The organism is Lacihabitans sp. LS3-19 (assembly GCF_024343575.1).
In the GTDB taxonomy this organism is placed as follows: domain Bacteria; phylum Bacteroidota; class Bacteroidia; order Cytophagales; family Spirosomataceae; genus Leadbetterella.
The window spans coordinates 173,471-197,127 of record NZ_RJUA01000121.1 but is presented as its reverse complement, the minus strand read 5'-3'; the positions used below and the strand labels follow the sequence as shown (position 1 = coordinate 197,127).

At 34.1% G+C, this 23,657-nt stretch carries 17 protein-coding genes; 12 read left to right on the top strand and 5 right to left on the bottom strand.

Annotation, left to right across the window (positions count from 1 at the left end):
- Positions 1–221 precede the first annotated feature (221 nt).
- From EGI22_RS19655 to EGI22_RS19635, 5 genes are all read left to right on the top strand, one after another.
- Positions 222–1,346, top strand: coding sequence for a Re/Si-specific NAD(P)(+) transhydrogenase subunit alpha (locus EGI22_RS19655; protein WP_255070156.1), 1,125 nt, complete (start codon positions 222–224; stop codon positions 1,344–1,346).
- Between the two features lie 4 nt (positions 1,347–1,350).
- Complete coding sequence (locus EGI22_RS19650) at positions 1,351–1,638, top strand: NAD(P) transhydrogenase subunit alpha (protein ID WP_255070155.1); 288 nt, start codon at positions 1,351–1,353, stop codon at positions 1,636–1,638.
- A 3-nt stretch (positions 1,639–1,641) separates the two neighbouring features.
- A complete protein-coding gene (locus EGI22_RS19645) occupies positions 1,642–3,030 on the top strand; it encodes an NAD(P)(+) transhydrogenase (Re/Si-specific) subunit beta (RefSeq protein ID WP_255070154.1) in 1,389 nt (462 codons plus the stop codon).
- Between the two features lie 221 nt (positions 3,031–3,251).
- Positions 3,252–3,953 carry a zinc metallopeptidase gene (locus EGI22_RS19640; protein WP_255070153.1) on the top strand — a complete coding sequence of 234 codons (702 nt, stop codon included), beginning with the start codon at positions 3,252–3,254 and terminating at the stop codon, positions 3,951–3,953.
- An 81-nt stretch (positions 3,954–4,034) separates the two neighbouring features.
- Positions 4,035–4,505: a pyridoxamine 5'-phosphate oxidase family protein gene (locus EGI22_RS19635; protein WP_255070152.1), complete on the top strand. Its 471-nt coding sequence runs from the start codon at positions 4,035–4,037 to the stop codon at positions 4,503–4,505.
- On the opposite strand, the gene EGI22_RS19630 is transcribed toward EGI22_RS19635, so the two are convergent.
- Positions 4,506–5,042: a CvpA family protein gene (locus EGI22_RS19630; RefSeq protein WP_255070151.1), complete on the bottom strand. Its 537-nt coding sequence runs from the start codon at positions 5,040–5,042 to the stop codon at positions 4,506–4,508.
- Positions 5,043–5,045: 3 nt separating this feature from the next.
- Positions 5,046–5,495: a GatB/YqeY domain-containing protein gene (locus tag EGI22_RS19625; RefSeq protein WP_255070150.1), complete on the bottom strand. Its 450-nt coding sequence runs from the start codon at positions 5,493–5,495 to the stop codon at positions 5,046–5,048.
- Positions 5,496–5,576: 81 nt separating this feature from the next.
- Here EGI22_RS19625 and EGI22_RS19620 point away from each other — a divergent pair, with 81 nt between their 5' ends.
- The gene (locus EGI22_RS19620; RefSeq protein WP_255070149.1) at positions 5,577–6,296 is read left to right on the top strand and encodes a pyridoxine 5'-phosphate synthase; all 720 of its coding nucleotides are present in this window, start codon (positions 5,577–5,579) and stop codon (positions 6,294–6,296) included.
- Between the two features lie 103 nt (positions 6,297–6,399).
- On the opposite strand, the gene EGI22_RS19615 is transcribed toward EGI22_RS19620, so the two are convergent.
- Positions 6,400–11,175 (bottom strand): 3-coathanger stack domain-containing protein, encoded by a 4,776-nt coding sequence (locus EGI22_RS19615; protein WP_255070148.1) that lies wholly within the window; start codon positions 11,173–11,175, stop codon positions 6,400–6,402.
- 123 nt (positions 11,176–11,298) lie between these two features.
- Positions 11,299–13,584, bottom strand: coding sequence for a UvrD-helicase domain-containing protein (locus tag EGI22_RS19610; RefSeq protein WP_255070147.1), 2,286 nt, complete (start codon positions 13,582–13,584; stop codon positions 11,299–11,301).
- 136 nt (positions 13,585–13,720) lie between these two features.
- Between EGI22_RS19610 and EGI22_RS19605 the strand changes: the two genes are divergently transcribed.
- Together EGI22_RS19605 and EGI22_RS19600 are read left to right on the top strand one after the other, a co-directional pair.
- Positions 13,721–15,469 (top strand): asparagine synthase-related protein, encoded by a 1,749-nt coding sequence (locus tag EGI22_RS19605; RefSeq protein WP_255070146.1) that lies wholly within the window; start codon positions 13,721–13,723, stop codon positions 15,467–15,469.
- The gene (locus tag EGI22_RS19600) at positions 15,409–16,110 is read left to right on the top strand and encodes a hypothetical protein (RefSeq protein WP_255070145.1); all 702 of its coding nucleotides are present in this window, start codon (positions 15,409–15,411) and stop codon (positions 16,108–16,110) included. Before EGI22_RS19605 ends, EGI22_RS19600 begins: the two co-directional genes overlap by 61 nt.
- A gap of 2 nt (positions 16,111–16,112) precedes the next feature.
- Here EGI22_RS19600 and EGI22_RS19595 read toward each other — a convergent pair whose 3' ends face one another.
- Positions 16,113–19,343 carry a C25 family cysteine peptidase gene (locus EGI22_RS19595; protein ID WP_255070144.1) on the bottom strand — a complete coding sequence of 1,077 codons (3,231 nt, stop codon included), beginning with the start codon at positions 19,341–19,343 and terminating at the stop codon, positions 16,113–16,115.
- Positions 19,344–19,598: 255 nt separating this feature from the next.
- Here EGI22_RS19595 and EGI22_RS19590 point away from each other — a divergent pair, with 255 nt between their 5' ends.
- From EGI22_RS19590 to EGI22_RS19575, 4 genes are all read left to right on the top strand, one after another.
- Complete coding sequence (locus EGI22_RS19590) at positions 19,599–20,675, top strand: acyl-CoA desaturase (protein WP_255070143.1); 1,077 nt, start codon at positions 19,599–19,601, stop codon at positions 20,673–20,675.
- Between the two features lie 16 nt (positions 20,676–20,691).
- Entirely contained in the window at positions 20,692–21,291 is a 600-nt protein-coding gene (locus EGI22_RS19585; RefSeq protein WP_255070142.1) for a glutathione peroxidase, read from the top strand.
- Positions 21,292–21,296: 5 nt separating this feature from the next.
- Positions 21,297–22,184 (top strand): 1,4-dihydroxy-2-naphthoate polyprenyltransferase, encoded by an 888-nt coding sequence (locus tag EGI22_RS19580; RefSeq protein WP_255070141.1) that lies wholly within the window; start codon positions 21,297–21,299, stop codon positions 22,182–22,184.
- Positions 22,185–22,277: 93 nt separating this feature from the next.
- Positions 22,278–23,618: a tetratricopeptide repeat protein gene (locus EGI22_RS19575; RefSeq protein WP_255070140.1), complete on the top strand. Its 1,341-nt coding sequence runs from the start codon at positions 22,278–22,280 to the stop codon at positions 23,616–23,618.
- The last annotated feature ends 39 nt before the right edge of the window (positions 23,619–23,657 follow it).

Genomic DNA, 23,657 nt, shown 5'->3' with positions numbered 1-23,657 from the left:
AAATTCAAACCTTTGCTTTTTGCATATTCTTTTTTTTATCAATATTTGTTGTTAGAAAAAAAACAGTTTCAACCAATTTCCTTTTTTTGGCAATGTATAGTGAAAAATATTAGCAAAAAGGTAATTTTGGAAAATAACCCTATAAAAAACATCTTAATTTTTAAGAATCAACATTCTAAATATCAATATATTTTTTTTCAAAAACAGAATTATAAAATAATATGAAAATTGGAGTATTAAAAGAAACCAAACCCTTCGAAACTCGGGTTGCTTTAACACCAGACGTAGTTAAACAACTGATAAAAAAGGGTTTTGAGGTAGCTATCGAAAACGACGCTGGTGCATTATCATCCTATTTCGATGCTGACTTTATTGCGGCTGGTGCCACGGCCGTAGCAAAAAAGGACATCTGTCAATCGGATGTTGTTTTAAAAGTAAATTCATTTACTGTAGAAGAAGTAGGTATGCTTAAAGATGGAATTGTAACTATTTCATTTTTATATGCTTACACTATCCCTGAAGTCATTAATGCATTAAATGCTAAAAAAATATCTTCATTTTCAATGGATGCTGTTCCGAGAATTTCAAGAGCCCAAAAAATGGACGCCTTAAGTTCTCAAGCTAATCTTGCGGGTTACAAAACGGTTATTTTAGGAGCAAATGCACTTGGCAAAATTTTCCCATTGATGATGACCGCTGCTGGAACTATCACGCCTACCAAAGTTCTGATTTTTGGTGCTGGTGTAGCAGGCTTACAAGCTATTGCAACAGCAAAAAGACTTGGAGCCGTTGTGGAAGTTTCTGACGTTAGACCAGAAACCAAAGAACAAGTGGAGTCGCTTGGGGGAAGGTTTTTAACCGTTGAAGGCGTGGAAGGTGTAAAAGTAGAGGGTGGATATGCAAAAGAAGTCTCGGCGGAATTCCTTCAAAAACAGAAAGAATTGATAGAAACTAAAATAAAAGATGCCGATTTGGTTATAACAACAGCATTGGTGATTGGTAAAAAAGCTCCCGTTTTAGTTACCGAAAACATGGTGAAATCAATGAAAAGCGGCTCAGTTATAGTTGATATGGCAGTAGAGTCAGGCGGAAATTGTGAAATATCAGAAAAAGATAAGACGGTAATTAAACATGGTGTGACTATTATTGGTGAATCTAATTTACCTGCACTTTTACCAGTCAATGCTAGTCAATTGTATGGCACAAACATCATTACATTATTGATGCACTTGGCAGACAAAGATGGTTTCAAATGGGAAATGGAAGAAGAAATAACCAAAGGGTCATTGATAACGCATCAAGGCGAGTTGGTACATGAATTTACAAAATCAATACTAAATAAATAAAAATATGAACTTAGAAGGATTAATACTACTCTTGTATGTATTGGTATTGGCCAGTTATTTAGGCTTTGAACTTATCGCAAAAGTTCCTCCAACTTTACATACGCCATTGATGTCAGGCTCAAACGCTATTTCTGGTATCACTATAGTTGGGGCTATTTTAGCAACCAACGAATTGGGTTATACTGCTTTTAGTAAATGGTTAGGCATGGGAGCATTGATTTTAGCCACAATAAATGTTGCTGGTGGATATGCAGTGACAGACAGGATGTTGAAAATGTTTAAAAAGAAATAAAAGATGAATATTTATATACAAATAGCCTATTTAGTTTCTTCTGTATTGTTTATTATTGGTATTAAAAAACTCAATAAAACATCAGAAGCAAGAAAAGGAAACCAACTTTCAGCAGTTGGTATGCTTATCGCCATTTTGGCAACAGTTGTTCAAGTAGAAGCCATTACACTTGTTGATATTTTGATATGCATGGTTGTTGGCGGAGCCATTGGTTTATACATTGCTTATAAAGTAGAAATGACCCAAATGCCAGAAATGGTGGCACTTTTTAATGGTTTTGGAGGTCTCGCCTCTGTAGCAGTAGCTTCATCTGACTATTGGTTAAAAACCCAAGAAAAAATGGTAGATGTAGACATAATTACTGCAATCAGTATCATTTTAAGTGTGTTTATTGGCGGAATCACATTCACAGGTTCGCTTGTTGCTTGGGGCAAACTTTCTGGCAAAGTCAATGGTAATGCAATTACTTTCAAAGGTCAACACCCTTTAAATCTAATTTTATTCATTGTCTCTGTGGTACTTTCTGTTTTTGCGGTTATGTATCAAGTTGACCCTACCTACATCGTTGGCCTTGTTGTTATTTCATTCCTTTTGGGTATTCTTACTGTTATTCCTATCGGTGGAGCGGATATGCCAGTAGTGATTTCTTTACTTAACTCCTACTCAGGTATGGCGGCTTGTACCACTGGTTTTGTGTTGAACAACAACGTGTTAATCGTGGCTGGAGCTTTAGTTGGTGCGTCTGGAATTATCCTAACCAATATTATGTGTAAAGCTATGAACCGCTCTCTTATTAGCGTATTATTAGGTGGATTTGGGGCAACTTCAGGTGGGGGCCCTACAGCTGAAGGATCTGATATTGTTGTAAAAGAAGTTGGTGTAGAAGAAGCTGCGATGCTTTTTGACTCTGCTTCTTCTGTTATAGTTGTACCTGGTTATGGTATGGCGGTGGCTCAAGCTCAGCACATTATCAGAGAATTAAGTGAGCAATGCGAAAAACGAAATATCGATTTCAGGTTTGCTATTCACCCCGTGGCTGGACGTATGCCTGGCCACATGAACGTTCTTTTGGCCGAGGCCAATGTGCCTTATGATAAACTGATAGAAATGGACGAAATAAATGACGATTTTGCAAATACTGACCTGGTGTTTATAGTCGGAGCAAATGACGTGGTAAACCCTGCGGCCAGAAGCAATCCTCAAAGTCCAATATACGGTATGCCAATATTAAATGCAGACAAGGCCAGAACGGTGATAGTCAGCAAAAGAAGTATGGGTAAAGGATACGCCGGCGTTGAAAATGAGCTATTTGGCTATCCAAACTGCTTAATGTTGTTCGGAGACGCAAAACAAACAATAACCAAAGTTGTTGGTGAATTGAAAGATATGTAATCAAACGATTTAACCTAATTCTAAAAAAGGCATCGAATTAATAATTTGGTGCCTTTTTGATTTCATTAGCTTTGGAAAATTTTCATAATGAAAAATCAAACCTATAAATCCAAGTTTATCCGTTTATCCTAAAAATCTAATTGCATTGAAACCCTGTTACCTATATCTTTGTTTTTTGTCTAAAGTATATTAATTTGAAATAACATAAATTTAATAAAAAGATGATTATAGTAATTGGAGTAATTTTTATGCTAATCGGTATGTTTGTTAGCAACAGACTGAAAAGTAAATTTGCAGAATACTCAAAAGTTGGTCTCTCGAATGGACTTAGTGGTGCAGAAATAGCACAAAAGATGTTGAACGACAACAATATTTATGATGTAAAAATCACACACGTTGAAGGACAATTGACAGACCATTACAATCCATTAGACAAAACAGTTAACTTAAGCTCAGATGTTTACCACGGTAGAAGCGTTTCAGCAGCAGCTGTCGCAGCTCATGAGTGTGGTCACGCAGTCCAACACGCTACAGCATATGCTGCATTAAAAATGCGTTCAGCGATGGTTCCTGCTGTTAATGTGGCCTCTAAGGTTATGGGTATGTTAAATATGTTTTTAATGTTTGGTGGTATCTACATGCTTTCACAAGGTAGTGGAATTGGGAATATATTATTGATTGTTCTAATTGCTGCAAATGCTGCTATCACCGCATTTAGTTTGATTACTTTACCTGTAGAATATGACGCAAGTAATAGAGCATTGGCTTGGATGACTACCCGTAATGTAGTAAATCAAAGCGAACATGCAATGGCAGCAGACGCACTTAAATGGGCAGCAAGAACCTATTTAGTTGCTGCATTAGCTGCAATAGCCAACCTTATGTATTATGTAATGATATTTTTAGGAAGAAGAGACGACTAATATATTTTAGTTTTCGAAGCAAAACCTCAGCATTCGTGTTGAGGTTTTTTTATTTAATTTTGAAAAGAGAAAACCAAATTTATGCTATCGAAAGAAAACCAAACTTTACTAAAAGACTGCGTTCTACTTTGGCTGGCAACGACTGACAGTCAAAATCAACCAAATGTTTCGCCTAAAGAAATGTTTTTGATTTGGGATGAGAACACCATAATCGTTGCCAATATTGCAAGTCCTCAAACTGTAAAAAATATTAAAACCAACCCAAAAATATGTTTAAGTGCAATAAACATTTTTACTCAAAAAGGGCTAAAAATCAATGGTTCAGCAGAAATATATACAAAAGAAAATGAGGATTTTACGGAGATGGAATCAAGAATAATTGAAAAATATTCAGAAAAATTTTCTTTCAAAGAGATAATCGTAATTTCGATAGAAAAAGTTGTTCCAATATTAGCTCCGAGTTACCAGTTCTTCAAAGAAACCACTGAGGAAACACAAATTAAGAGTGCTTTTGAAACCTACAAAGTAGAAGAAATCTTAAAAAACCAATAATTATTCCATCAATTTGGATTTCAGGTCACCTAAATACTCCACCCAGTTTCCGCCTGGAATCCAGTCCGAAATTTTTGAAATAATATTAGGTGCAAAACGCTGTGCAAACTCAAAATATTGATTGTCTTTCATCCATTTATCTGGCAGGCTTAAGCCAGTTTTGGAAAAAATCCAAAGAAAAATAGAAACACCAAACAATGCAGTCATTCCTCCCAAAAGAGCTCCAAAAAGTCCGTCCAATGTACCCAAAAAAGTCAACCTAACTGCTTTACGCATTAACCAACCAACTTTACGAATCAAAAAAAGTGTAGGTAAAAAAACCACAAAAAAGCTTATGTAAGGTGAGATAGTGACCAAGTTTTCTTTTCCGAAAATATTTTCCAGAAAAGCAGCTCCCAAACTCAGAAACTTAAATCCAATCACTATCGCACCCACAAATGCGGCAATACCAAATATTTCCATCAATAGTCCTTTTTTGTAACCATTGAATGCTCCTATCAAAACCGGAACCAATAATATGAGGTCTATTACCGCCATATATTACTGAGCCAAAAGACTTTTTACCATCTCCGAAATCGCCCTTCCTTCTGCTTTTCCAGCTAATTCTTTGCTTGCTACGCCCATCACTTTTCCCATATCAGAAGGTGCTGATGCTCCAACTTTAGCAATAATACCCTGAATAATAGTTTTTAACTCCTCCGCTGACATAGCAGCTGGCAAATAAGTCTCGATGATAGCTATTTCTGCCAATTCTTTCTCTAAAAGTTCAGGTCTGTTTTGTGTTTTATAGATTTCAGCAGAGTCTTTACGTTGTTTTACGGCTTTTTGAAGAATTCGCATTTCGTCAGCTTCGGTCAATCCTTCAGCTCCTGGCTTGGTTTCTTCTATCAAAATTACCTTTTTTATATCTCTCAAAGCCAATAATTTAGCTGAATCTCTTGCTAACATGGCAGCTTTAATATCTGCGTCTATTTGCGTTTTTAATGACATTTTTTTGAATATTTATTGTTGTTTTTAAAAATCATTCCAAAATAAAAATAGTAATTTTGGAACATCAATGAGAATACAAAAATGACAAAATTATCGGTCAATATCAACAAAATTGCCACATTAAGAAATTCAAGAGGCGGAAATATGCCAGATTTGGTAAAAACCGCAATTGATTGTGAGCTTTTTGGAGCTCAAGGCATCACGATTCATCCAAGACCAGATGAGCGACATATTAGATATCAAGATGTATTTGATTTGAAAAAAGTCGTGGTAAACGAATACAATATTGAGGGTAATCCGACAGAAGGAAGATTCCAAGAGGTGGTTTTAGCTGTAAAACCAGAGCAAGTCACTTTGGTTCCTGATACTTTGGGTGCTATCACTTCAAACGCAGGCTGGGACACCATTACGCACAAAACCAAGCTTAAAGAAATCGTAAATATCTATAAATCAGAAGGCATCAGAGTTTCGATATTTGTAGATGCCAACACTGAAATGGTAGAAGCAGCAGCGGAAACCGGGACTGACAGAATAGAATTATATACAGAATCTTACGCAAAAGAATACTCAGAAAGTCCTGAAAAAGCCATTGGAGCATTTATAAAAGCAGCAGAAATGGCCCAAAAGGTGGGTTTAGGCATAAATGCCGGCCATGATTTAAGCTTAGAAAATCTAAAATATTTCTACCAAAATATCCCCGGATTACTTGAAGTATCCATCGGCCATGCACTGATTTGTGATGCCTTATACTATGGACTCGAGAATACTATTCAGTTGTATTTGAGGCAGTTGGAGGGGTGAGAAGACAAACACTTTTATTCCTCAACTCATTATTTATTCTGTTTGGCATATTCACCAACTTGAAATGGAAACAGTTTTTAAAGAAAACCTTAAATTAAGTTCCTTATTCATTGCAAGGATCGCTTGATAATTTTGTTTGAAAACCGCTTCCTTTCTCAACTTTAAATCCAGGCTCTAATACTATAGATTTCCCTACCACAAACTTTGCAGAACCATTTTGACCATTACTACCAATTTGATTTTTAGCTTGAATTTTATTGTACGCTCTAAATATTGAAGGGTTTGCCGAAGAACCAGAATTAACATCATCTAAATTCGTTAATGCTACATTTATTCCACAAGTAATCACTTTTACCAAAACAGAATTTGTAACAGTACAATTACTATAATCACAAGATACACTGTAGGTTGTATTTTCAGTTGGACTTACCGATATAAAGTCACCATTTGAAGAATTAGACCAGGTTACTTGGCCTGGGCAATCGGTGGCAAAAATTTTCACACTTTGTCCAAGTAAAACTTCTATTTTCAAACTATCATTTACTGGTTTTGTTTTAATAATTTTTCCAAACCAAAAATCAGAACCTGGAGAATATGAATTTGCATTTTTACCAACATTTTTTAAAGATGAAGAAGAACCCGTAAAATAAATATTATTATTTTCTAAGAAAATATCGTTCAAATTTTCATAATCAGTACCTCCAATCCTTTTCTGAAATTCAACAATGCCATTTTCCGTATTTATATCCATTATTAAAACATCAGGATTAAAATAACCTGGCAATCCAAAAGGTTCCTCAATTATATCGTTTGATACTGGCGAAGATGTGCCACCTCCAATTAAAATATGATTTTTCGAAATCAATGCAAAACTTCCTAAAATTTCATTATCTGAGCCACCATAATTTTGGTCCCAAAGAAAACCACCCAATGAATCTAATTTTACAACCCAAAAGTCATTCTGACCATAATTCGATTTGGTTTTATGTCCACTTATGCCGCTGGTTGAAGTCGAAACAAAATAGTAGCTAGAATCGATATCTTGTTTAATAATAACATTTCCCTCATAACCATTTCCACCATAAGATTTATCCCAATGTACATTTCCATCAACATCTGTTTTTATCAACCAAACATCAGATTGTCCTTGACTAGGATCTGTTCTATCAAAACCTATGATCGGATTTCTAGAAATACCACCTATTAAATACCCGCCATCAATAGTATTTATAATCGACTTTATGTTATCTACACCTCCTCCTGTAAATGTCTTATCCCAGAGCACATTACCAATTTCATCTATTTTATAAATTTTATATTTAGAAATAGTAGAACTATTATATGGCTTTTGAACTCCACCAATAATAAAATTACCATCCGCAGTTTTCAATAAAACTGGAAAATCCTCATCATCAGGAGTACCATAAACTTTATCCCAAATTTTGTTACCAGAATTATCAATTTTTATTACCCAAAAATCTCTAAAACCTAATGAATTGGCTGTTTTATCTCCATCATTTAAGTTAAAAGATGTTCCCAATATTAGTATACCTCCATCACTAGTTAACTCAGCAGAATAGCCTTCATCATACCATGAAGTCCCAAATTGTTTTTCCCAAATTATATTGCCAAGAGAGTCTATTTTTGTTATCAAAATATCTGATAAGCCTTTATTTACTGTCGCAAGATTCCCATTTGCATTTACGAATGTTGTTCCAATAATTAAAAAATAATTGTCAGAAGTTTTAATGATTTTATTTGAATAACTGCTCCCGTTTCCACCTAATGTCTTATCCCATATTTTCAACAGATATTCTTTATGAATGCTAGCGGTATCTATATAGTTTACCATAGGAATATTAAGCGTATCGGTATTTATAACTTCAATAACACTTGACTCAAATACGCAGGTATTCCCCAAGGTAATTTCAGATTTGTAAATTCCCGGTTGATTAACAGTCAATGTTGAAATATTAGAACCGCTGATTAGAACATTATTCTTGTACCATTTAAAAGTACCATTTCCGAGTTCGCTTGAAGTAAGTGTTATAGAAAGTCCATTACATAAATATCTGGTGTTTTCACCAAGCGAATTTGACCCAATCGATACCTTAACAGTACTTTCTAAACTTTTACAACCATTAACTGTACAAGCAGATTTAATATATCTGTCTGGTGTAGACCAATTCAAATAAACGTATGCCATCTCATTTGAACCAAACTGACTTTCGTTTCCAGGCCAACTTATAGCACCGGCACATCCCATTGCCGTCAAAGTTGCTGGAACACCGTCACAAGTAAATTCTTCATAGCTATTAAATGTTGGTGCATTGGGTAATGCATTTGAAGTTAAAATAATAGGAGAAATAGCAAAACTTGAACAACCGCTTTTGGAAATTTTAACATTATATGATCCAGAAGTTTTAGCAGTCAATACTGAACTTGTAATACTTGGGACAATAGGGCTATCATCTTTGTACCACAGAAATTCATAGCCAATACTAGTTGTAATAGCACTTATAATCACAGAATCTCCTTCACAAAAAGTAGCATTTCCTATCAAGTTTATTATTGGTGATTCGAAAGCTAAGATTTGCTTTATTATATTTACTGGGGCACAAGAAGTACCTGAACACGTAGCAGTATAAAATGTACTACTAATTGGAGAAACTGAGATACTTGAGCCAGTTTGACCTGTTGACCAAGAAATGGAACCTAAACAATTTGAAGCTTCTAATGTAAATAATGTGCTTCCATCACAAATTTTGGGATCAAGGATAATTTGACCTAATTCATTTTTAATTACAACTTCAAAGTTATCGGAGCAGTTTTGTTGTATTAAAATACTTGAATTAGTATTGCAACCAAATGCAGAACAATCTGCAGTATAAGTTGCTGGAGGAATAGGAATAACTGAAATACTATGCCCTATTCCCGATATTGCTCCAGACCAAGTTACGTTACCAGCACAGTTATCGACAACCAATTCTATATTTTGACTAGGACTTATTCCAACTGGAGAAGACATCAATTCTTTTATTTTTACTTTCATCAGCCAATAATCGGCACTTCCCCTTGTTGGTTGTGATTTATCGCCAGAAAAATTCGAATCGGAACCGCCACCTAAAATTATTGTATCTGTTCCTTGTTGAATAAATGCATTAAAACCATCCGAACTCCCACCTCCTAAAAGTTTACTCCAAATCAAATTACCAAGAGAATCAAGTTGAACAATATATCCATCTGAACTTCCAGAAATTGAATTAAGAAAAACAGAACTGGTATTATTTTGCTGACTACCTAGCAACAAGATTCCTTTATTATTTGGAATCAATCCTGATGAAGAGTTTAAATTCTGAAATGATTTTGTCCATATTATATTTCCAGATTCATCTATTTTTATTAGCTTAGTTCCATTTCCTTGAGAATATCCACCTAATACAATATCGTTATTATTATCAACAACCACTGAAGTAAGATCAATTAAATTTGGATAATCTTGATCATAAAAAGATTTATCCCAAATTTTCGCTCCGTTTTCGTCTATTTTTATTACCCAAATATCTTGATAACCTATAGTATTTTGAGATTTATCACCCGACTGAGGTGAGCTTGAATTTCCCGCCAAAATAAAGCCCCCATCCTGGGTTTTTACAATATTTTTGCAATTATCATTTCCCGATCCACCATATCTTTTATCCCACAATTGATTTCCAGCTGAATCAATTTTGCAAATCCAAAAATCATAACCACCTCTTGAGCTTTGTGATACTGTGCCAGATATTCCTGATCGAGTTTGACCTGCTATTAAAAATTCATTATTTGGTAAGGATAATACCTTTGAAACTGCATCATAATCATCTCCTCCAAACTTTTTATCCCAAAGTTTATTACCTTCTGAATCTGTTTTAATTACCCAAATGTCATTTACAGGTCCGCTATATGGGTCTATAATCACACCCACTGTTTTATCGTGGCTAATATTAGAATTAGAAACTCCAAAAGCTAAAATATCACCATTTGAAGTTTGTCTAACTTGATTTAAGGTATTTTGATAATTCCCACCAAATCTTTTATCCCAAACTTTATTACCTAAACTATCTGTTTTTACTAGCCAATAGTCAAATTGACCTCGTCCTGATTGAGAAATATCGAAACCTGTTGACCCATTAGTGATTGTACCCGCTAAAATAATTCCTTTATTATCCGTTTGTACAATATCTTGTACGTTTTCATAACCATTCCCGCCAAACCGCTTATCGAATATTTTTCGAGGTAAACCGTTGGGGCCATCTTGTAAGGCAACTATTGATGGACTATTTAGCACTCCACTACTGACGATTTGAAAACTTGGGCTATTGGCTACACAACCATCATCATAGGTAACAGTAACATATACACTCCCTGATGAATTGGCTAAATAACTACTTGAAACCTGAGCATTATCTAGTGAATAATTAAAATACCACTGGTAAGAAGTTATATCTGTTGAAGGAAGAGCCTCAGAAACTAATTCCAGACTACCTCCTATACATAACAAGTTGTCTTGAGGTAATATTCTGACTTTTTTATAATCTACAGTAATGGTGTCGCTATTAGGACTGGTTTCTCCGCTCACAGTACACGAAACAAAATATTTGTTTGTGCTTACAATTGTGGCGTTCGCTGTATAAGTCCCAGTTAAATAGGCATAATTTGAAAAATTCCCCCCTACCAAATTCCAATTTACAGTACCGGTACAATTACCAACTGTCAATACAATACTTGATCCTTGATTACAAACTAAATAATTAGAAGAAGAAAGAACAGGCTTTGGGGGTAGCAAAAAAGCATTTTTGGTTTTTGAAGTTTCTACTTTTGATGATATTTCAAAACTCACACAAAACCCTTGAGTAGAAAAAAAAAGAAATAAAAAAATTGATGGGATTAACCTACTTTTCATGTTAATAATGGACCTTTAATATTGCAAAATTAAAATTATTTTTGATAAAAAAAACCTTCCTCACTCCAAAATCCTCAATTTAGCAAAGCTCAATAAAAGTGTCTTCTCACCCTCCGTGTCAAAATGAATAAATGCCTTAGCAGTAGGGCCAATGCTGTCTACTTTTTTTACTTCTCCTAAGCCGAACTTTTGGTGTTCTACCTTGTCGCCCGCTTTTAGGTTTTTGGTATCTGAGGGTACAAAATCAGTACTTGGAACGTATGCAGCTGCTGGTCTTGCTTGATTTACTGGTTTTAGGTTGGCTATGGTTTGTGAGCGAGTTGGTGGTACTACAACTTTTGGTTTTTCTTTTCTGCCAAAAGCCTCAAAATCAAAACCTTTTGGCGTATAGGATGATCCTCTATCCTCAAACTTCAGGAAACTCGGGTCAATTTCCTCAATAAAACGGCTTTTCTCACAGAAGTTCAGCTTGCCCCAATTGTACCTTTGTTCGGCATAACTTAAGGTTAGTTTTTTCTCCGCACGCGTGATGGCCACATAAAACAACCTCCGCTCCTCTTCGAGGTCTTCTCTATTACGGAGCATCATTTGAGACGGAAAAAGATTTTCTTCCATACCAACAACAAACACATGCTGAAACTCCAATCCTTTTGCACCGTGAATGGTCATCATCGTTACTTTATCTGGGTCGCCGTCTTCTTCTTGATCAGCATTGGTCAGTAGCGAAACTGTTTGAAGAAATGTCCCTAAAGTTTTATCTTCATTCTCAGGATTATCGACAAATTGCTTGATAGAATTGAGCAATTCTTGTACATTTTCGTGTCTGGCTACCCCTTCAACGGTTTTGTCTATGTACAATTCGTGGAGAATACCAGATGTTTTGGCAATATTCATGGCAATTGTATGAGCATCTTTGCCCTCTTCTTCCATGATTATGTAGCTCTTAATCAGACTGGTAAAAGTCTCGATGGAATTCATCGCCCTTCCTTCCAAATACTGATTAATATTGCCAATAATCTCCCAAATCGTCTTTTGATTTTCTGATGCTGCCACAACAATTTTAGCCACCGTTGAGTCACCGATTCCACGTTTGGGTAGATTTATGATACGCTTAAACGCCTCCTCGTCTTGTTGATTTACGGTATATCTCAAATAGCCCAGAAGGTCCTTAATTTCTTTTCTTTGATAAAAAGAAAGACCTCCGATTATTCTATATTTAATATTTAATTTCCTCAAAGCCTCCTCAAATGCCCTTGATTGGGCATTGGTACGATACAAAATTGCAAAATCTTGATTTCTAAGGCCTTGGTGCTTAGATTCAAAAATAGTATTGGCTATTATTTTACCTTCTTCATTGTCTGAGTGTGCCTTTATAACCTCAATTTTATCACCTTCTTCATTATCCGAAAAAGTCTTTTTGTCCAGTTGAGATTTGTTTTTGGCAATCAATGAATTGGCAGCATTTACAATATTCTTAGTAGAACGGTAATTTTGCTCCAATTTCACTACTTTCAGTTCCGGATAATCCTTCTTGAAATTTAGAATGTTCTGAATATTTGCACCACGGAAAGCATAAATACTTTGGGCATCATCACCCACTACGCAGATGTTTTGATTTACTGCCGAAAGTTTTCGAGTGATCAAATATTGGGAAATGTTGGTATCCTGAAACTCATCTACCATCACATGCTTAAACTTGTGCTGGTATTTGTTGAGAATATCTAAATGATCTCTAAAGAGAATGTTGGTATTGTAAAGCAAATCATCAAAATCCATGGCATTGGCTGTAAAGCAACGCTGAACATACGTTTTGAAAATCCTCCCAATTTCTGGCATCTGAGCCGAAGTATCTTCGGCTTGGAAAATCGGATTGTCATTGTACATCTGATACGAAATCAAATTGTTTTTTGCACCCGAAATCCTATTCAAAATAAAATTAGGCTTATAGGTTTTGTCATCGAGATGAAACTCCTTAACTATAGTTCTAATTAAAGATTTGCTATCGTCAGAATCATAGATAGTAAAATTTGGTGTATAACCCAACCTCGAACCTTCGATACGGAGAATTTTAGCAAAAACTGAGTGAAAGGTACCCATCCAAAGATTTTTCGCCTCCGAACCGATTATTTTTTCGATACGATTCCGCATCTCACCGGCGGCTTTGTTGGTAAATGTCAAAGACAAAATATTGAATGCATCAACACCGCTTCCCATCAAGTGGGCAATTCTATAAGTTAAAACTCGAGTTTTTCCTGAGCCCGCACCAGCTATTATCATCAATGGGCCATTGTCATGTGTCACGGCCTCCAATTGCGGTTCGTTTAGTTCTGATAAGTAATCTGCCACCTGCTTGTTTTTGTTTCTACAAAGATAATGAATGAAGCCCAAGGCACGGGTATTTTTGAAATTGAAAACTTCAAGAATTCATTTTTTTGAAAATAAAAACCTTAATTTCGGGTCAAAATAAATGTAGTTTCAAGTTTTGATAAAAGTAGAAATAGATTTAGACAATTTTGAGAAAAGTTCGTATTCTGTCAATGAAAATGACGGCGATTTTATTATTTTTGAAAATGAAAATAATGTATTCATTGGAGAAATAGGCATGAATTCTGAAGAAAATTTCGAAAAACTATATTTTCAATTTTTAGAAAACCAAGCTTCTTTTTTTGACAAACTCCATTATGGCTTTGCTTTGATAAATGTAAATAAAAAGGAAAAATCCGTTGAAATTTTCAGAGATTTCTTTGGTTTAAAGCCCTTGTATATTTCTCAAATTGCTAACAAATTTATCATTACCTCACAAATCAAACCCTTGGCCCTTTCAAACCAGAAAACATTAAACAAAGAACATATAAATGATTATTTAAGAGCCGAATATGATGATAATCAAATAAGTGAATCTACTTTTTTTGAAAATGTTTTTAGAATTCTTCCTGGACATAAATACCACATTTCTAGAAAAGGTATTTCCAAAACATTGATATACAACAGCTTTGAAAAACCACTTGAAAGTTTCAAAGCTATTTTTGAAGAAAACATAGCAGAAATTGGCAAAAAACATACTAACATTTCCGCACATTTGAGTGGAGGATTAGATTCTAGTGCAATAGTTGGTACGTTTGCAAAAAAGACTTCACGCAAGCCCAAAGCGATATATTTTGATGCAGGAGAAGGCTCCAATGACGAAAAGTCGCTTGCTGAATTTGTTGCCGAACGCTTTGAAACTAGCCTTTTCAAACTAAACAATGGAAACGATTTTTATACTGCTGCCAAAGAATTGGCAAATTTGACTTTCCAACCCGAATTACTACTTTTTCCATCAGACATTTTCAAGCAAATAGGTGAAAAATCCAAATCAGAAGTCATAGTTTCAGGCCACGGTGGCGATAGTATTGTGGGCTATGGATTTGAATATCTAAAAGAACTTTTCCTCAAAAAAGATGCTGAAAATTTAAAAAAGGCTTTAGAAGAATATTTAGACAAAAAAGGCGAAATAATAAATTGGAATGAAAAAACGACTTTGAATTTAATCAATTTCACAAATTATTTCTTTGTGAAAAACTGGGCATATTTTCTTAGAAAAAAAGAATATACCAAAGCCATAAACTATCTAATTTGGGGCATTACTGAATTGAAAATAAGTCTTTGGAGTGTATTGAGAATTGTTTTCTTAAAACTAAAAACAAGAAAGAACATCCCTCATATTGAATCGATTCCAAAGACTCCAATAGATTATTTCCCAAATAGCAACCAAATTCAAAAACAACAAATAAATGAAAACCTTATAAGACTTGGTGTGAATGCCTTAGAAACATTTTATACAATCAATGAAAATTTGAAAATCAAATCTTACTATCCGTTTTTAGATCTTAGGCTTTTAAAAACAAGCATAAATACAGAGCTGAAAGTGAAGTTTGCAGATGGCCGAGGTCGTGGTCTTTTAAGAGAAGCCATGCAGGGTATTTTACCCGAAAAAATAAGAAATAGAGTAAGCAAGGGAGCTTTTAATGATTTCCAGATTTTTGTTTTTAACCAAATGTGGCTTAAAATGGAAACTCAAGTATTAGAAAATGAAACAATTTGGGAATTCGCCGACAAAAAAAGATTTTTTGATGCTGTTTCAATTATAAAGAATGATAATTTTACAAAAAAACAAAAGCAAGAAAATCTATGGTATTGTCAAAGGGTTTTAAATTTGGTCATCTGGTTGGAGGAATTGTCTTTGCACTGATATTTTTTTCATGCCAGTCAGAAAATTATTCGCCAAAAGTTTATGACTATTTCCCTTTAGACCAGACCCAAAGTAGAATTTATGAAGTAACCGAAAGTAGATATTCCCTTTCTGCCGACCAACAACATTTCACCTATTATATTAAAGAAAAAATCACTTCCGTCTCTCAAAACCCAGATAGCAAAACTTTTGTGATCCAAAGATTCAAAAGCAATGAATCAAACAAAAACTGGAAGTTGGATTCGGTTTGGGCAGGCACGCTAAAACCTGATAGACTTATCATAAATCAAAACAACCAGGAGATTTTAAAGCTGATATTCCCTGTCACCGAGAATCTAGAATGGAACCTCAATACTTATTTATCAACTAACCCAAAAATAGCGAAATATGAACATCTAAATGACACTTTTGTATCAAATAAGTTAAATTTCGAAAATACCGTAAAAGTAAAAATTGCGGAAGACTCTTCTTTGATTGACCTTAAAAAAGAAAATGAATACTATGCCAACGGTGTAGGTTTGATTTACAAAGAAACCACAAACTTGGCATATTGCCAGTCAAATCCAGACTGTATCGGTAAAGGTTTGATTAGCTCAGGTAGTAGTAAAATTTATAAAATAATTGAGATAGTGAAAGAGTGATTTTACTGAACGATCACCTTTGACTCAAAAACTTCCTTTTCTCCATTTTGTCTTTCCACAGTGGTTTTTATTAGATAAAGTCCTGCTCCATAAAGTTCTTTTAATGGCAAGTACAAGCTATTCTTTCCTACTTTGCCTTCGACTAATTTATCTGCTAATTTCTTTCCAAGTCCATTGTAAACACTTATCACCATAGACTTCGGATTTTTAGAATCTATGACCTCAATACTAACTTGGGTAAAACTATCTGTAGGGTTTGGAAAAACATTAAATTTACCTTCTGCAGCATTGGCTACAACTCTAAATTGCTTTTGGTAAACTTGACCCAGACTGTTTCCTGCTTCGTCTTTAGCTTGAATTAAAACAGTATATGTCCCCTCTTCAAAATTTTGGCTTAATAATTTGAAATCTATAACATTTAGATTCGAATTAGTCAATTGATATTGATCTTCAGACAATTTTTCAAACTCACAACTTTCACAATTTTTTAGGAAAATTTCAATTAAAGTTTTATTGCCAGCATCAAGTTTTCTGTCGTCTTTAAGTAATCCAGAAATTATAACATCAGAAGCTACTAAACTAGCATTTTCTATGATTTTTCCATCAAAATTTACGTTTAAAATTGGGCTTACTTGGTCAGGAATAATGCCTTCAGGAAATAAGGTAAGACTAAATATTTCATTCCATTTGCTTTCTGATTCTATCGACAGTTCTTGAGAATTATTATTTTCGTCATATTCATCAATCACGTTTTTGTCATCCAACACTACCTTGATTTTCCGAATACTCTTATCTTTTGGAATGTTGACAAATATTGTATCTCTAAATCCAAAAGCTTCCGTTGTGAAATTAATATTTTTAAGGGGAGCAGAATCATTTGTCAGCACTATTTGCCCATTTATTTTCGAATTTGATACAAACAAACCTAAATTCTGCAACAACACCCCTACTCTTATAGAATCTCCTGTAGAAATATTGCTTATTTGGTCGCTCGACTGCAAAAATATCCCATTTTCCTTAACCTTAAAATCTGGTTTGGTCAATGGAAAAATCCTGACAGCTGGATCACCTTGCAGTATAACTTGGTGCATTTCAGCTTTTATGTACTCATCACTTTTCTTTTCAGCCAATATCCTATTTACTGACTGATGTATCTCACCGAGTGTAAGTTTCGAAGTTTTTTCATCCACAAACATAGCCTTATACAATGTTTGCAAATACAAACTAGTCGGGTACAAATAACTCCAATATGAATTTGCTAAAATTGCCACTGAGCCCTTATCTGCTGTATTTATCCAGTCGGTACTCATCGTAGAATATCTATAAAAAATATTTCCCACGCCACAACCATTGAAAAACATCATCGGGTATTTATTTTTGTTGGCAATGTTTCTTTTTGGGTCAGAACAAAAACCAAAATTCAAATCTATAATAGTTGGCGAACCATGACCCACAAAAGTTAGCATTGAAGCACCATCATTTATTTCTTTTGAAATATCTATCTCTTCAATTTCCTCATTCGATTGTTTTGATTTAGAAAAAACCTCAGCAGTAAGTAAATTCTCTTCAGCAAACGGAGCAATATTATCCACCAAGTTTTTCAAAAGAAAAATTTCAGCGGGATTTGCACCTCCACTCAAATGAATCAATTTTTTACGCCATTCAGCAGTTGGTTGTTTTTCAAATTCCTTTATTTTGTTGAGATAAGCTAAAACCTCAGCATCTTTCGTAACATTTAACCTGCCGGTCGCAAGACCCTCAACATCAGCATCCTCACCAAACAATCCCGCAGTCAGAAGGACGTCTGAGCCAGGATAACCATAACTAGGCACTAATTCTGCGGAAGTTTTCAATACATCTGGGAATGAAATGGCTTTACCCAATAGTAACAAAAATTTACGATTTGCTCCTTTCATTTTCTCAGCTACAAACCTTCTAATTGCTTCAGGATTTTTCTCACCATACATATACTGATTGTAAATATCTTCCATGAAAACAATATCAGTTTTAAATGAACCTCCATCCACAGAGCTGCGATATTTAGCATATTCTTTGGCAGAATTTGTTAGACTTTTATCTGTAATTATTAAATATTCTATATCATTAGATTTATTTTCAAATGTCAGCAATTTGGCTTTGGCAACTTTCAAATATTTATCTGTAATAAAAATAGTTGAACTAGGACTGGATATTTTAAAAGCCTGTTTTATACCGTTTAATTTTATTTCTATTGGATTATATTTATCTGTAATTTCATAAACGTAATTAGATACTGTCTGACAATAAAATGGGAATGTGCCATTTGATTGTTTTATTAGATTATATGACCTTCCAAGTGATACTGAAGTAAAAACTCTTGGATATTGGATTTCAAAATAATTGGGAGAAATCCAATCATATTCATCTGTTTTCAAAGAATTAAAAGAAATTTCAACATTTGATTTAAAGTAATTCCCTAGATCAAAATCTCTTGATGCAAAATCAAAAGGTCCAAACTCAAGGCTTTCAGCTTGAATAGACTCATTTAATGTAATCTGTATGTTATGAAAAACCCTTGAGCGACCATTTAGATTGATTAATAGATGAGAATTCAATGCACTATTTTTATCAATTTCTGGTAATTCAATAACATAATTCGAAGTAGTATCCACACTTACAAAATCTCCAGACCAACCTTCACCAGGCTCAAAATAACTCTGCATAAGCTCAGGAAGCAAACCAATATTATTATTAAAAGAATACTGAGTATTGGGTGCAATAACCAAATGCTCAAAAAAGCTAACACTTTGACTATCTTCTAATTTTGTTGACTCCAAAGATTTAAGTCTATTTGGTAAAATGTCAGAATTAAATAAAAAATAAGCAGCTACATCTGAAAATAAACTTTGATGTGGGTTTGTTCTTCCATTAAATGGTCTATAAACTAAGGAGTCTAATTCTCCTTTGTTTTTTTCAGCATAAAATTCAAGAAAACCAGTTTCTGATAAAACACCATTTTGCTCTCCTATTGTTTTTATAGTAATAACTTTGCCATGATGAACAATTGATAGGTTTTTAAAAGAGGTAAAACCTGCATCTTTAATTTCTTTATAACTCAGTCTATAAATCCCATCTTCTTTTATCTCTAACTTCAAATAAGGTTTTGAATAATCTATCCATTCGTTTCCTATAAAAGTTTGTCCAAGAATAACTTGAGAATATAGAAAAATAAAAAATATGCGAACTATGGTCATCCTTATGTTTTTATTTCAAAATTACACAAAGTATAATCTAGATATTCTGAAATATCAAAAAAAAATCATTGGGATGAGACCGTTAAATTTCAGCTTACAATAAAAAAATTAAATTCTATTTGTAATATTCTATGAATAATACATAAATACTATAAAAATACTCCAAGTAGATAATTCTTTAAATAGTACAATTAGGAATTTAGAAAATAAAATGGCAAATTTGTAGAAATGAGTACAACTCAAAATGCTTTTACTATGCAAAAAATCAAATTTATCAATAAAAATCAGGCAACATTTTTTGCCGCCCTTCGTACCAGAGTCGACGAATACTTCCAAAAAAATAATCTTTCAAAATCTGGTGGAAATACACTTTTAGTGAAAGCCATAATAATGCTTTCTTTGTATTTTGTACCCTATTTTCTAATATTATTCGGTAATTTCTCTACTTTAATCAATGCTGCTCTTTTAATACTAATGGGCATTGGCATTGCTGGGGTGGGAATGAGTGTAATGCATGATGCTATACACGGCACTTTTTCAGACAAAAAATGGCTTAATAAAGTTTTGGGAGGAAGTATTTATTTTTTAGGTGGAAACGCTTACAACTGGGAAATGCAACACAATACACTTCATCATACCTATACCAATATCTTGGAAATGGACGAAGACATAACTGGTAAATTTATGCTTCGTCTCAATGTAGCTGCCAAAAGGAAATTCTTCCACAGATTCCAACATATTTATGCATTTTTTCTTTACAGTTTAATGACCATATCTTTTCTCTGGAAAGACTTTAAGGAAATCGCTTACTTTAACAAGCTTTCTAAATCAGGTATAATGAAGCCTTATTCGAATAAAGAATTGGCTATACTTTTACTTACAAAAGCCTTGTATATTGTATTTATCTTGGTAATCCCTATGCTGCTGATGCCAATTACCATAGGACAATGGGCGATTGGGTTTTTAATTATGCATTGTACCTCAGGTTTGATATTAAGTACAGTTTTCCAATTGGCTCACGTTGTCGAAGGAGCCATACAACCAATACCTGATGAAAACGGTTGTGTAGACAATGCTTGGGCAGTACATCAACTAAGAACCACTTCCAATTTCTTTGGAAAAAACAAACTTTTTTCTTGGTATATAGGTGGTTTAGATTTTCAAATTGAACACCATTTATTTCCAAAAATTTCGCATATTTATTACAGAGATTTATCAAAAATCGTTGAGCAAACTTCCAAAGAATTCGGCTTGTATTATAATTCGAAAGGTGGATTTTTTCAAGCTTTGGGTTCGCACATAAACATGTTGCGTACTTTGGGAGTTTCCTAATATAAACATGTTATTTATGAAATTTTTAACTTTTGGAATATTTTCCTTTTGCATTATGGGACTAATTAACCTAAAAACAATCAAAAACGTTTTTGGCTCAAAACAAACTATTTTAACAAATACCGACACAAAAGCTATGAAAGGTTCTTTTTACGATTTCACGGTAAACGACCTAAGTGGAAAGCCAGTAAGTTTAAGTGAATATAAAGGCAAAACAGTTGTATTGATAAATGTAGCTTCTAAATGTGGCTTTACACCACAATACGCCGATTGGGAGGCATTCCATGAAAAATATGGAGACAAAATTGCTGTTTTAGGTTTTCCAGCCAATAATTTTTTAGCTCAAGAGCCTGGTTCAAGTGAAGAAATTGCTGCCTTTTGCGAGAAAAACTACGGTGTAAAATTTAGAATGTTTGAAAAACTTGATGTTACTGGACCTAACAAAGCACCACTTTACAAATGGCTTAGCGAAAAGGAATTAAATGGATGGAATGACCAAGAACCAACTTGGAATTTCTGCAAATATCTTATAAACAAAGATGGAAAACTTACTCATTTCTTTGAATCCAAAATCATTCCTGAAAATCCAGAATTCAAAAAAGCTGTAGGACTGTAATAGAAATGGATACCCCAAACATTAAAGATTGGATTTCGGCAGCAAGGTTTCGTACGCTCCCTTTGGCTCTGTCAAGCATTATTATGGGAGCTTTTCTCGCTGTCCATTCTAATATATTTCGTTGGCCAGTTTTTTCATTGGCATGCCTTACTACAATCTTGCTTCAAGTTTTGTCGAATTTTGCTAATGATTATGGCGACACACAAAATGGAGCAGATTCTGTTGATAGAGTTGGACCAGCCAGAGCAGTGCAATCAGGCAGAATAAGCACCCAACAGATGTTCAAAGCCATTATATTCATGGCTATGTTATCTATAATTAGCGGAGTAAGTTTAATATATATTGCCTTTGGTGGATTTTCAAAATTATTCTGGCTGTTTTTTGGAATCGGGATTCTAAGTATAGCAGCGGCTTATTCATACACTGCTGGTAAAAGACCATATGGATATCTTGGACTAGGTGATATTTCTGTATTCCTATTCTTTGGCCTACTTGGAGTTATTGGGAGTTATTTTCTTTATTCTTCCTCATTCGACATTATGGTAATATGGCCAGCAATAGCTTGCGGAGCTTTAGCTACAGGCGTTTTAAACATCAATAACTTACGAGATATAGACACTGACGGGAATGCTGGAAAAATCACTATTCCGGTAAGACTGGGAAGACATAAAACCCTTATATATCATTGGAGTTTATTGCTTTTAGCAATAGTTTGTACAGTCCTATTTTTAAAAGATATTGAAAACTTCAGATACTATTTTTTGATTTCTTTTGTATTAATTTTACTTAATGGATTTCAGGTAAGCAAATCAAAGAATCCAGACCCTTACCTTAAGACCCTGGCATTGACATCTCTAGTTTTTGTTATTTTGCTAGGTATTAGCATAATATAAACCCCCTGAATAAATTTCTTCGATTTCCTTAAAGATAAAGCCCTAAAGTTTTATCTTTTTTGTTTATATTTGAATTATTTAGAAAATAACCATATGAAAAAAACCATTCTCTCTTTCTCTTTATTATTAATCTTAAGTTTGAGCACTTTTGCTCAACAAACCGCTTCAGAATTTTTCGACATTGGAGTTATCAAAAGCAAATCTGGAGACTACATAGGTGCATTGGCAGCATTCAGCACTGCTATCTCTATGAATCCTGACAATCATCAAAGTTATTTTAACAGAGGACTGGCCAAACAAGCATTAAAAGACAATAGAGGAGCAATTTTAGATTTTGACAGAGCCATTGATTTGAGCCCTAGGGACGCTATGTCCTTTTTATACAGAGGTATCAGCAAAAGTTATCAGGATGATAACAGAACAGCTTTACAAGATTTCAATAGAGCTATAGAAATAGCTCCTGAAGATTCTTATGCATATCTTCAAAGAGGAACCATTAGAGCAAAATTAAACGAATATTCGAGAGCTATTCAGGATTTCACAAAAGTGATAGAACTAAATCCAAATAGTAATGAAAAATACCAGGCCTTTTACTCAAGAGGATTATGCAAATCCAAATTGGATGATTTTAATGGCAGTATAGCTGACTATACCAAATCAATAGAAATAAACCCAAAAAGAGCCCAAACATTTAATGAAAGAGGCAAAAACAGAATAAAAGTAGGTAACTACTCTGATGCAATTACCGATTTTGATGAAGCACTAAAACTAGATGGCCAGGATGCTGAATCTTATTTTAACCGAGGATTCTCAAAATCAAAAATGGGAGATTATAATGGAGCCAAACTGGATTTTGATAAATGTTTACAAATAGATCCAAATAATCAAGGAGCATACTATGGTAGAGGTTTTGCTTTTTCAAAACTAAACAATCAAAAAGCAGCCCAGTCAGATTTCGGCAAAGCTTTGTTTCAAAAATCCGACTCAAAAAATGGGAAAGACCAATACGTAGGATCATTGAGCAAAGCAAACTTGGACAGACTTAGGGGTAGCGTTGAAGAAAAAAATATGATAGTAGATTTTACGGATGAAAAATCAGAAGTGTATTACGCCAAAGGTCTTTCAAACTATAAAGTAAATGATCTAAAAGACGCTTTATCAGATTTAAATCAATCAATAGAACTAAACCCAACTTATGCTGAGGCTCATTTTGCGAGAGGACTTGTAAGGTCAGCTATGGGTTCACAATCAGAGGCTCTGTTGGATTGCGGAAATGCCATAAAAATAAACCCAAAATATGCAGAAGCGTATTATGTAAGAGGTTTAATAAAAAATGCTTTAGGTGACAATAACGGAGGTTGTTTTGACCTTAGCAAGTCTGGTGAACTTGGCTATGCTGCAGCTTATGGCGTAATTAAGGATTATTGTAATTGATAAAATTCTTAATTTATATAAATTTAAAAGAGAGGGCTA